The organism is Methanosarcina sp. WH1, from assembly GCF_000970005.1.
Taxonomy (GTDB): domain Archaea; phylum Halobacteriota; class Methanosarcinia; order Methanosarcinales; family Methanosarcinaceae; genus Methanosarcina.
Genome location: NZ_CP009504.1, coordinates 886,180 through 897,732, shown reverse-complemented (window position 1 = coordinate 897,732; position 11,553 = coordinate 886,180). Strand labels below are relative to the sequence as shown.

General features: G+C 43.7%; 10 protein-coding genes and 3 tRNA genes. 12 read left to right on the top strand and 1 reads right to left on the bottom strand.

From position 1 onward, the window contains the following. The first annotated feature begins 226 nt into the window (after nucleotides 1-226). The 9 genes from cobT (at nucleotide 227) to MSWH1_RS04030 (ending at nucleotide 8,317) form a co-directional block, all read left to right on the top strand. Nucleotides 227-1,276 carry a nicotinate mononucleotide-dependent phosphoribosyltransferase CobT gene (cobT, locus tag MSWH1_RS04080; protein ID WP_048126312.1) on the top strand — a complete coding sequence of 350 codons (1,050 nt, stop codon included), beginning with the start codon at nucleotides 227-229 and terminating at the stop codon, nucleotides 1,274-1,276. A gap of 1,415 nt (nucleotides 1,277-2,691) precedes the next feature. Next, nucleotides 2,692-2,764 (top strand) — tRNA-Asn (locus MSWH1_RS04075). Nucleotides 2,765-2,874: 110 nt separating this feature from the next. Beyond that, a tRNA-Ile gene (locus MSWH1_RS04070) sits at nucleotides 2,875-2,949 on the top strand. 87 nt (nucleotides 2,950-3,036) lie between these two features. Then, nucleotides 3,037-3,109, top strand: a tRNA-Asn gene (locus tag MSWH1_RS04065). Nucleotides 3,110-3,500: 391 nt separating this feature from the next. Continuing rightward, nucleotides 3,501-4,424, top strand: coding sequence for an aldolase (locus tag MSWH1_RS04060; RefSeq protein ID WP_048126301.1), 924 nt, complete (start codon nucleotides 3,501-3,503; stop codon nucleotides 4,422-4,424). A gap of 157 nt (nucleotides 4,425-4,581) precedes the next feature. Beyond that, nucleotides 4,582-6,015 (top strand): pyruvate kinase, encoded by a 1,434-nt coding sequence (pyk, locus tag MSWH1_RS04055; protein ID WP_048130216.1) that lies wholly within the window; start codon nucleotides 4,582-4,584, stop codon nucleotides 6,013-6,015. A gap of 179 nt (nucleotides 6,016-6,194) precedes the next feature. Next, on the top strand, nucleotides 6,195-7,106 hold the full coding sequence (locus tag MSWH1_RS04050) for a hypothetical protein (RefSeq protein WP_048126295.1): 912 nt from the start codon (nucleotides 6,195-6,197) through the stop codon (nucleotides 7,104-7,106). Nucleotides 7,107-7,459: 353 nt separating this feature from the next. Further along, nucleotides 7,460-7,618: a tetratricopeptide repeat protein gene (locus MSWH1_RS17870; protein ID WP_082088026.1), complete on the top strand. Its 159-nt coding sequence runs from the start codon at nucleotides 7,460-7,462 to the stop codon at nucleotides 7,616-7,618. Between the two features lie 363 nt (nucleotides 7,619-7,981). Beyond that, on the top strand, nucleotides 7,982-8,317 hold the full coding sequence (locus MSWH1_RS04030; RefSeq protein WP_048126290.1) for a tetratricopeptide repeat protein: 336 nt from the start codon (nucleotides 7,982-7,984) through the stop codon (nucleotides 8,315-8,317). A gap of 23 nt (nucleotides 8,318-8,340) precedes the next feature. Here the strand turns inward: MSWH1_RS04030 and MSWH1_RS04025 are convergent, their stop codons facing one another. Continuing rightward, the gene (locus tag MSWH1_RS04025) at nucleotides 8,341-9,534 is read right to left on the bottom strand and encodes a geranylgeranyl reductase family protein (RefSeq protein WP_048126289.1); all 1,194 of its coding nucleotides are present in this window, start codon (nucleotides 9,532-9,534) and stop codon (nucleotides 8,341-8,343) included. Nucleotides 9,535-9,979: 445 nt separating this feature from the next. Between MSWH1_RS04025 and nifH the strand changes: the two genes are divergently transcribed. The 3 genes from nifH to MSWH1_RS04010 are packed head-to-tail and all read left to right on the top strand — an operon-like array spanning nucleotide 9,980 to nucleotide 11,551. Next, complete coding sequence (nifH, locus tag MSWH1_RS04020) at nucleotides 9,980-10,801, top strand: nitrogenase iron protein (protein ID WP_048126288.1); 822 nt, start codon at nucleotides 9,980-9,982, stop codon at nucleotides 10,799-10,801. A gap of 28 nt (nucleotides 10,802-10,829) precedes the next feature. Then, nucleotides 10,830-11,147 carry a P-II family nitrogen regulator gene (locus tag MSWH1_RS04015; RefSeq protein WP_048126287.1) on the top strand — a complete coding sequence of 106 codons (318 nt, stop codon included), beginning with the start codon at nucleotides 10,830-10,832 and terminating at the stop codon, nucleotides 11,145-11,147. 26 nt (nucleotides 11,148-11,173) lie between these two features. Continuing rightward, nucleotides 11,174-11,551 (top strand): P-II family nitrogen regulator, encoded by a 378-nt coding sequence (locus MSWH1_RS04010; RefSeq protein ID WP_048126286.1) that lies wholly within the window; start codon nucleotides 11,174-11,176, stop codon nucleotides 11,549-11,551. The last annotated feature ends 2 nt before the right edge of the window (nucleotides 11,552-11,553 follow it).

Genomic DNA, 11,553 nt, shown 5'->3' with positions numbered 1-11,553 from the left:
TTAATTTGGGCATAATTAAATTATTATTGAGTGCCGATAAATATTAAATACTAAGTAGAAGAATTCTTCACTGGACTTCTAGGAGATTTACCTCAATTTACATCAATGCTGTGTACTATAATCGCTGATTTATACGAAACCCGATCCCGGAATAGATAAATTTAAAACAATTCAAATATAATATATATACAGATTTATCGATTTAATTTTATAGAGGAGATATGATATGGCCTGGATAGAACCGGAAGTAACGAAAAAGCCTAAAAAACCGATTTTTTTGTGCGTACTTTCCAGTACAAAGACAGCACATATCCCAAAGCTCTCAGCAGCAGGAAAAACGGCTGAACTTACGGATTATACGCCTGCAGGGGATGCAGAACTTATGGAAACAGGAAACATTATCAGTGTACCGGTGCTTCCCATGACTCCTCCTTATGACACCCCTACTCCTGCGATCATGACCCGTTCGGCGCTGAAGCTTACGGAAACTCCCTACTATTTCATAAATTCCGGTTTGATAGTTACTCCGGATGTCCCGTGCATTGATCTTAAAGCAAAGCCCGGAGAGGACATCCGGCAAGCAATTGCAGTAAGAGATGTGCAGGGCATTTACGAGCGGGCAAAATTCCTTGCCAAGAGGCTCCAAAACCAGACAGACCATGTAATAATCGGGGAAAGCATCCCCGGTGGCACAACGACAGCGATGGGAGTTTTAACAGCACTCGGATATAACGGGAACGTCAGCAGCAGCGCAGATGAAAACCCCCTTGAGCTAAAAAAACAGGTTGTTGAAGAAGGCATGAAGGCCTCAGGCCTGACATTTGGCTGCCTGAAAGATGACCCTATGAAAGCTATTGCCTGTATGGGAGACCCTATGATGCCTGCTGTTGTGGGTCTTGTTGCAGGTTTCCAGGACACAGAAATTAATGTTGTCCTCGCCGGCGGAACTCAGATGGCAGCAGTCTACGCTATTATCAAACACCTGGGCTTTAACACAGAAAAGCTCTCAATTGCAACAACTCGCTACGTAGTAGAGGATAAATCAGCACATTTTGTCGAGCTCACAAAAACCCTGGGCGTACCGGTAGTCTATATTGCAGACCCTGGTTTTGGAAAATCATCCCTAAAAGGGCTTCACAGGTACGAAACAGGCACAATCAAGGAAGGTGCAGGTGCCGGGGGTGCCATGTATCTTGCAGGCCTCTTTGGGGTTACTCAGGACGAATTCCGGACCGAAGTAGAAAACGTTTGCAAATTGCTCAAAGCCGGGCAGTGAAAAAGGAATCGGATTTTTTCAAAAAAAATTAACGTTTCTTTTTTCAAGTTTAATTTCTCTTCATTTTTTGTAGTGAGATTTTCAATAGATGGTCTTGACAGGGTGTACTTTTTTATGCATATTATCCAGCATGGTTTTTCCGACAAAAAAAGTTTGCTTTATCCAGCGCAATCTCCGTAGAAAAATCGGGAAAAAGAACTATGAAACATTGAAATGAATAACGATGAGTATCACATATCCAGAGCTAAAAAACATTTAACTGCAAAAAAGTAGAAATTGCTACAAAAAAATAAAAAAAGAGAACCTTTTCAGGCTCATTTTCAAAAAATTAAATTTGAATATTCTGACTTTCCTTTACCAAAAACTTTTTTTCAGGTCAGATCTCTACCACAGCACCTGGACATTTTCAAAGACCTCCATGTTTGTAACAGAAGACGCCATTTGGGCAGACAGTGGTTCCTGAGCATGAGTTATGCCTTTCCTCCGGGGAAACAGACCTCAGAACTCATGCGCCCACAATTCCTGCAGTAGTAGAAAACATTAGAATTTAGAACCTGACGTTTCAACTGGACCTTGCATTCACTGCAAAACGTAGGAACACTGAAATTTTCCATGCAGACTCCTCAGTCATAGATCATGATTGAGTCGAGCCTTGCCGTACCGATTTTAGTCCAGTACCTGCAAATGGGACAGTACTGTGTCTCACCATCTGCACTCAATTTAAGCTTAGCGTTGCATTTTGGACATATTTTTAGATGTTTCGTGAATAAGCCCCCTTATTCTCCATTTTAGACCTTTAAGGTTAAGCGGCCAGAAGCGTGATATAGCCCGAAGAGTGTCTTTATATCAGAAAATGCCTGAAAAGATACCCAACAGTACAGAGAGTGACTGACCCTAAACCCCTTAAGCTAACTTTATATAAAGTCGGAAACGGCTTTTATACTGGTTGGAATCCCCCGGACAGGCCTTTAAATAAAGGAGTTTTAAGCTAAAATTTAAGTTGCTTAAAACAAAACCCATCCGACTTCGCTACCTAAAGCTGTAAAAAGCTAGTCAAATATATTACTCATGATAGGATATAAGGTTTATCTCACAAACAAGTATTTATATTAAAATAATAGGAAAAAGGAATCCATGAAGAAATTATAAAAAAGAGAACAGAAAATTAGGGAAAAAGGAAAATAGGAACCTGATTAAGACATTAGTTGAATGAACATTAAATAGAAAGGGAATAAAATAAAGTCATTGATAAAATGGCATAATATCGAATTGAAGAAACATACTGTCAGAAGATAGCCGAGAAGTCGACCCCACCTGCAGTTTGTTAAAAGAGCTTCAAGCGAAATATATAAATAAGATCATCGCTTTAGGAGTGTTCGCGATAGGTGAGCAAAAAAGCACACCCGATACCAGAAGCCGCTTTAACTCAGTTGGTAGAGTGTCTGGCTGTTAACCAGAATGTCGTAGGTTCGAGCCCTGCAAGCGGCGTAAAATTTTTGCATATATTATAGCGCTTTTTCTGGGAAAGTGAAAACATATGCAAAAAGTTTATTATTAAAACCTTACTAACAACTACTAAAGCGCTATGCAAACAATTCGGGCCTGTAGCTCAGTCAGGTTAGAGCGCTCGGCTCATAACCGAGCGGTCACCGGTTCAAATCCGGTCAGGCCCATAAAATTTATATTCGAAGAATCTCCTGTATAAGAGGTTCAAAAACTAAAATAAAATAACTAAAATAAAATACAATTCCAACCCGAAAGCCGCTTTAACTCAGTTGGTAGAGTGTCTGGCTGTTAACCAGAATGTCGTAGGTTCGAGCCCTGCAAGCGGCGTAAAAAATCTTACTGTTTTGCCTTAAGTTACGTTTTCATATGGTAGTTCAGTTTCTTATTTATTACACAGGAATTCTTATGCTTTACTCTTTTTCATTACTTGAATCGTTGTAATTGATCCGGTTTTCAAACCTCCGAAACGCTTAATAATTCTTAATCGAATAGTTTTTAAAATAAAAACAGGAAGAGATGAGAAAGCATCAGGAAGTTTGGAGCGGAGGACTATGATACAATATGCCAGCAGATCAACTTAGAAAATTATTAAATATAGTAGGAAAGAATAAACTAGATAAATCATTTCTCGTATTACTACCTACCTTTTAACTAAATCGTCTGGCATACCACTTACCACCCAATTGGCTGCTACTTAATTAGACTGAGGTTTATACACATGGTTTCAATTAACAAAGAAGATGTAATCGTACCTTTAGATGTTCCAAAAGCAATGCGTGAGACATACGTGAAAAACTACATGGAGATTACAAAAGGAACCGGCAGGCTCATGTTATTTGCCGGGGACCAGAAAGTAGAACACCTGAATGATGACTTTTTTGGAGAAGGGGTCCCCGAAGACGATTCTGACCCTGAGCACCTATTCAGAATTGCAGCACAGAGCAAGATAGGGGTTTTTGCAACCCAGATCGGGCTTATTGCACGCTACGGCATGGACTACAGGGATGTACCATACCTTGTAAAAGTAAATTCCAAGACAAACCTTGTGGAAACTTCTCAGGCTGACCCTTTCAGCAACCTCTGGTATGACGTTGACCAGGTTGCCGAGTTTAAGGAAAACAGCGGGCTCAATATCCTGGGTGTTGGATATACAATCTATCTTGGCAGCGAGTTTGAGGCCGAGATGCTTGTACAGGCTGCTCAGGTAGTTTATGATGCCCATAAGCATGGAATGCTGTCCGTACTCTGGATATACCCCCGTGGAACGGCCGTAAAAGATGAGAAGGACCCACACCTGATCGCAGGAGCAACAGGAGTAGGAGCCTGCCTCGGGACTGATTTTGTGAAAGTCAACTATCCGAAAAAGGAAGGGGCAAAATCTGCCGATATTTTCAAGGAAGCCGTCAAAGCAGCCGGACGCACCAAAGTCGTTTGCGCTGGAGGTTCAAGTGACAAAGCCGAAGCTTTCCTCAAAAAGCTCCACGACCAGATCCACATCTCAGGAGCCCAGGGGAATGCAACCGGAAGAAATATCCACCAGAAATCCCTGGATGAAGCTATCCGCATGTGCAACGCTGTCTACGCCATAACCGTAGAAGAAGCAAGTGTTGAAGAAGCCCTGAAAATTTACAGGGGAAAATAAGCAGATAGCAGTAAAGCAGATAGCAGTAAGCAGATAGCAGTAAAGCAGATAGCAGTAAAGCAGATAGCAGTAAGCAGCGTAAGTTCTGATGCTGCTAAAAATAACAATCCTAAAAACGGCATTGAATATCAAATTGAATATCAAAGGCCGTGAAAATATGCAAATCCCCGACCATAAGACAAAGATCGTCTGCACCATAGGGCCTGCTTCTTCTTCTGAGAAAGTCCTCAGGAAACTGGTGCTTGCAGGCATGAACGTGGCAAGGATTAACTTTTCCCATGGGGACTTCGAGAGCCACGGAAAAGTGATCCAGCTGGTTCGAAAGGTTTCAGAAGAACTTGACAGGACAGTTGCCATTCTTGCCGACCTGCCCGGCCCGAAAATTCGCGTAGGCAAGCTCATAAAAGAGTCGCTTATGCTCCATAAAGGAAACCGGATAACCCTTACTGTGGACGAAGCATCCGGAAGCGAGAACCGCATCCCGGTCAGCTACAAACAGCTTCCAGAAAGTGTATCTCCGGGAAGCCTCATCTACTTGAGCGATGGGTTTATCCAGCTCCGCTGCCTGGAAATTTCGGGAAAAGATGTACTTTGCGAAGTTATGGTAGGAGGCCAGCTCTATTCCCATAAAGGGCTGAACCTGCCGGGGGCAAAGATATTCCTGGACCCGGTAACGGAACATGACTTAAAAATCCTGGAGTTTGCACTTAAGGAAGAAGTTGACGCTGTCAGCATCTCTTTTGTGGAAAACGCAAAAGATATTCGTAAGGTCCGGAATTTTGCGTCAGCCAGGGGAAAGTCCGTATATATTGTATCTAAAATCGAACGGAGACAGGCTGTCCAGAATATTGTAGAGATTCTGGAGGAAACCGACGCTCTGATGGTTGCCAGAGGAGACCTCGGAGTCGAGATCCCTATCCAGGAAGTTCCCTCGATCCAGAAAGAACTAATCTGGAGTGCAAAGCTCCTGAGCATCCCTGTGATCACAGCCACCCAGATGTTGATCTCCATGACCGATAATATAAGGCCCACAAGAGCTGAAGCCACAGACGTTGCCAACGCCATTCTGGACGGGACGGATGCGGTCATGCTCTCGGAGGAAACCGCAGTTGGGGACTACCCGGTAGAAACCGTAGAGATGATGGCTAAGATTGCAAGAACCACCGAAAACTGGCGCTCCCGGACGAAATGGGGGCTTGACACAATGATCAAGGGGATCACGGAACAGGAAATGTCAGTAGACGAGGTAATCGCCCTCCAGGTGCACGAAGCCCTGCAGAAGCTTCCGGTGACAGCCGTGCTGACCCCAACCCGGAGCGGAGCGACCCCGCGCCGGCTTTCCCGCTTCAAGCCCGAACCCTGGATCCTGGCTTTCACCCGTTTCCCAAATACCGGCAGACGCCTTGCCCTATCCTACGGGGTTTATCCGGTAATCGTAAAAGAAACCATTGAAAACTGGGAAAAGGAGACCACGGAAAAAGCAAAGGAACTGGGATTTGCAAAAAGTGGAGACCTTGTTGTATTCACCCAGGGTCCTGCTTCCGGGAAGCCCGGGGGTACAAACATGCTCAAGATCCTGACTCTGGACTGAACAAAAGATCGAGCAGAAGCCTTCAAAAATAGATATTGGGACTTAAAATTCCGAATATATCCCAAATTCTTTCTTTTGTTAGAAAACGGATGCGAAAACTTTTTCATGATAATAGATTTAGATACCATGTGTGTTTTTTACACTCAGAATAATTTTCCTTATGTAATGAGGTTTCATTTATGAAACGAAAGGATTCAGCAACAAAGAACCAGAAGTATCTGGCTATCTTCCTGGCCGCAACAATGTTTCTCTCAGCCTTTTTGATATATTTCACGGCTACAGGTAATAACAATAATGACGTCCCTACTCCGGAAACCGGAGAAGAACCTATCACAGTCCCGTTCTCTCAGGTCCAGGGCAAACAGGTACATCACGAGTTTAACTCTATTATCAACGGATTAGAAATGTCACCTGACGGAGTAACGAATGCTGTATATGTTGATTTTCAAAAAACGGAGAGAACTCCCTTAGAAGCCGTCTTCGGGAACATGCAGACTATGAATGTCTCATTCTCTTACGGTTCAGATGTTACGAAAAGATATGGTGCAAGTTATGGCAATGAGAGTGGCTTTGAACTGCACCAGATTCCTGAGCAGAAGATTAGCATGCCAGCGAATACACGAGTAATGCCATATGAAGGATATCAGATCCTCGACAGGACAAACGGTACCTACAACATCTGGAACGTTGTTGGAAGCCCTGCAATTATAGGTCCCATTCAGACTGTAGCGAGCGTCATCGATATCCTTGAAGGAAATGCAACATCTACTACCGAATACGACCAGATATTGAGCCAGGCAGATCCGGAAGGGAGCATCTACCAGGAAGTGGTAAAAAGAACAAATACCTCCGATATCCCCGCCAAACAATACTACAGAGATCTCAAAAAGCTGGACGACGGAAGTTACACGCAGACATCCATATACCTCGACCCTGAACCTGAAGTGAATGAAAAGATCAAAGCTTACCAGGCAAACTCGAGCGAACGTGGAGTGGCCTACAACGTAACTACTCTGGATAATATTACTAAACTGGTAATAAGCTCAGACTTTGAAAGCCTTTACAACGAAAGTGCCCTGCTTTCAATATAAGCAGGCAAACTTTCTTTTTTAAATTTTGTGATCTTATTTTTATACTCTACTTATTAATCTTTGGCCTCTCGGTTGTTTTTATTTGTTGTATTTAAATGGCTCAGTATAGCGAATAAAGTTGTACGGATCAGAAATATTTGTAAGAAAGAGAACATGATGTAATAAAATTGAAAAAATGAGGTGAGGCTCTGGGACTTTTCAGCGTATTCGAAAGGATATTCCTGAAAAAGATTAACGGCAAGAACTCCCATGACTGGCTTGAACTGGGAGCAAAAGAAAAAGACCCTGCAAAAAAGGTAGAGTACTTCAGAAATACCGTAAAGCTAAAACCGGGGTTTGTAGGCGGCTGGACTGTGCTTGGAAATGCCTATTCCGAGATGGGAGAGTATGAAAAAGCCATGGAATGTTACGACAAGGCTCTTTCGATATGCCCAATGTATAAAGAAGCAAAGTATAACAAGAAAAATCTGGAGAAAAAGATGAAAGAAGCCGAATTAAAAACAGGGCCATGAGGATAAAAACCCGAAATCCAGGAAAATCCGCCTCCGTGAGGAAACCATATAAGATGAACTGAAAAGGTCGCCTATCCGTCAAACTCGCGCAGAAGAAAATGAACATTTATTTGTGAACTACCCACACCTGTCAGGCTAAAGCCTGCCGGAGAAGTGGCTTCCTTCGAGTATACACTTCACTTGAAGTTTCGTTTCTAAGAACAAAATCCACATCTGTAAACCTGTTTGAAATATCCATAACAAACCAGCAGGAGAAAAATTTCTTTTCAGCATGATCACATATGTTTTTAAAAACAAGGACAGCAATAGGCATCACTATCTATTTCTGCCAACCCCGCGTATATTCAATCGGAAGTGATGCTATTGGGATTTCTGGACAAACTTTTCAAGAAGAAAATCGAAGGAAAAACCGTAGAAGAATGGTATGGAATTGCTGTGGGAGAAACCGATCCGGAAAAGAAGATTGAGTCTTTTGATAAGGTTCTGACGTTAAAACCGGATTTTGCAGGAGCCTGGAACCTGAGAGGACTCGAATTTGTAGTCCTGAAGCGGTATGAAGAAGCCATTACCTCTTTTGACAAAGCACTCGAAATCAGACCCAAATATCCGGAAGCAAGGTACAATAAAGAAGATGCTGAAACTGAATTAAGAAAAATCAGGAAAGCAAAAAATCCGGTTGAAGAGAAGAAAGAAAGGTAGATTTTGCCTGAATGCTGAAAACATCATTTATTTTTCCCGCGGCTCAGGGCATGAAGCCCAAGTTTTACAGGTCCCGGAAGTATTCCGCACTGCATGACTTTCATCTGTTCAGGGGAAATAAACTTGAAAGCTGCGTTCATGAGGGCATCAGATTTCATAATCCCGTCCATAATCTGTCTCGCCTGTACCGAAGTTTCAAGCGCTAATCCGAACTGAGCTCTCCAGCGCCTGTCGTATTCTTCAAGCCTACATTTCCCGACTGCAAATTCAGCTGCAGTTTCTCCGGCAATTTTTCCGGCAATCATTGCGGGAGGGATACCTCCTCCGTTTGTTGCGATGATATGCCCGGCGGCATCCCCCACAATAAGGGCATCTTCGGTTGCAGTGCTTGCAGGAGCTCCGTTTACGGGAATAATGCCTGCAATAACATTCATAATGATGGCGTTTTTCAGCTTAGGAGAGGCGAGAGGGTGATCCCGCATAAAGCGGTGCAGGTACTCTTTTGCAGAAACCCCTTTTTCAGCCATTCCGCTTCGGATTCCGATTCCTACATTTGCCCGCCCTTCGCCTTCGGGGAAAATCCACGCATAACCCCCGGGGACATAATCTTTTCCGAAGTACATCTCAAGGGTATCAGGATCAATATCAACATTCCGGACCTGGTATTCAATAGCAACAGAAGTCTCTTTTGACTCAGGTTTCCAGGAAAGACATTTTGATTTTGCAACCAGGGAATTTGGGCCGTCAGCTCCGATAATCGCTTTTGCTTTGATCTTATGCTTCCCGAAAATTCCTGAAGCTTCAACAGTTGTGCCCTCCACTTTTGTTACACGCGTTTTTACCATCATTTCGGCTCCTGCCGTGACAGCCTGCTCAGCCAGGAACTGATCGTAGCGGCGCCGGTCGAGGACAGCTCCCCTCACGGAAAATTCTTTTGTATTGCAATTTGGGGGAATGATCCGCTGGGTTTTGATATGCTGCAGCACGCAGGAGTCGGGATAGATTTTCAGGGTCTCCGGCAATTCGGCATCAGGTAGCAAAGCCTGGACTTCCGAGGCATCGGGGAGAAAACCTGCACACTGAATAGGGCTTCCGATTTCCCTTTTTTTATCAAGAAGAAGAACAGAAGCCCCATTCCTTGCGGCATAAAGGGCAGCAGTGGAACCTGCGGGGCCTGCGCCCACAACGATGACATCATAAGAGGCATTTGGAATCATGAAAAAGTCTTCCTGTTGTTTATTTAGCCTCTGCAATTTACTGAGGAATTGTTTATTAATCCTTTCCTGAAACCAAAAATAGAGATTCAATCAGTGAACTACCCCCACCTGCCGCTTCGTTCCGAGGAGGGGAAATTCCCGCTTTATTTTTGAGAAATGTTTGTAAGAACATTGGTAGCGAAAAAGATACTCCAAAAGAAAAAAGTATAAATAATATTGGATAGTACAAAGGTTGCCGGTTTCCGTTAATGAAGAATTGCGAAGGAGTTTTTGTTTTAATATTCTACAGAACAGGTTTTATTGTAAGCCTTCTCTGGAAAAAGGCAAGCAGTAAAGACGAATAAAAAATAGTTTCAATTAGGAGATAACTATAAATAATAATAAGTAGTACAAAGGTTACCGGTTTCCGGTTGCCTAGTTAATTAAATAAAAGGAGTTTGATACAATGAGACAGATAGCAATCTACGGAAAAGGAGGTATTGGAAAATCCACTACCACGCAAAATCTGACTGCGGCCCTTTCAACCATGGGACACAAAATTCTTCTTGTAGGGTGCGACCCGAAAGCAGACTCTACCAGAATGCTGCTTGGTGGCCTGAACCAGAAGACTGTACTTGACACCCTCAGAAGTGAAGGGGATGAGGGAGTAGACCTTGACGCCGTGGTACAACCCGGTTTTGGAGGCATCAAATGTGTGGAGTCCGGGGGGCCTGAACCCGGAGTAGGGTGTGCAGGCAGAGGAATAATCACCTCAATCAACCTGCTCGAGAATCTGGGGGCATACACCGAAGATCTTGATTATGTATTCTATGACGTGCTTGGCGACGTCGTGTGCGGAGGTTTTGCCATGCCTATCCGCGAAGGGAAAGCCAAGGAAATCTACATCGTGGCCAGTGGAGAACTGATGGCCATCTATGCAGCAAACAACATCTGCAAAGGGCTTGCTAAGTTTGCCAAAGGTGGAGCCCGTCTGGGAGGAATCATCTGCAACAGCAGGAACGTGGATGGGGAACGTGAACTCCTAGATGCATTCGCAAAGAAACTGGGAAGCCATTTGGTCCACTTCGTGCCCAGAGATAACATTGTCCAGAGGGCAGAGATCAACAGAAAAACCGTAATTCACTTTGACCCTGAATGTGACCAAGCCAAAGAGTACCTTAGTCTCGCCAACAACGTCCAGAGCAACACCGACCTCGTGGTCCCAACTCCGCTTCCTATGGAAGAGTTAGAAGCAATGATGGTGGAATTCGGAATCGTTGAGCTGTAACTGTTGAAACCCAGAGGAGATGAAAACGATGCAAATGATAAGAGCAGTCATAAGACCGGAAATGGAATCAAAGGTTGTCGAGTGCCTGGAAAAAGAGGGCTGTATTTCCCTTACAAAAATGGAAGTCTTTGGAAGGGGGAAGCAAAAAGGGATTCACATTGCAGACATCCACTATGACGAATTGCAGAAAACCATGCTTCTGATGGTAGTCGAAGACGAACACAAGGACAAAGTTATAAAGACCATAACGGAAGCTGCAAGAACTGGGAAGTATGGGGATGGAAGGATCTTCGTAAACCCCGTGGAAGAAGCATATACCATAAGGACGGGAAAAACCGGGCTTTAAAACCGGTTTTTTGGAGGGAAATCCCCATGAAAGAAATTACGGCAATAATCAGGATGAACAAGGTCCAGAAAACCAAAAATGCCCTGCTTGGATGCGGTTTTCCTTCGTTTACCGTAAGAAGGGTCATGGGCCGCGGAAAACAAAAAGGACTCTGCTTTGAATTTAATCCACCTCTGCCAGATCCGGAAAAGGAAGCAGAAACCTGCATTCGTTTCATTCCAAAACGTATGTTAACCATCGTTGTGGATGATGAAAACGTAAGTGAAGTGGTCCAAAAAATCATAGAGGTTAACCAGACCGGAAATGCAGGAGACGGAAAGATTTTCGTATCAAACATCACTGAAGCAATCCGTATCCGGACCGGAGAAAGCGGCGAAGCGACCATAAACAAGGAGTTGATGTAAGA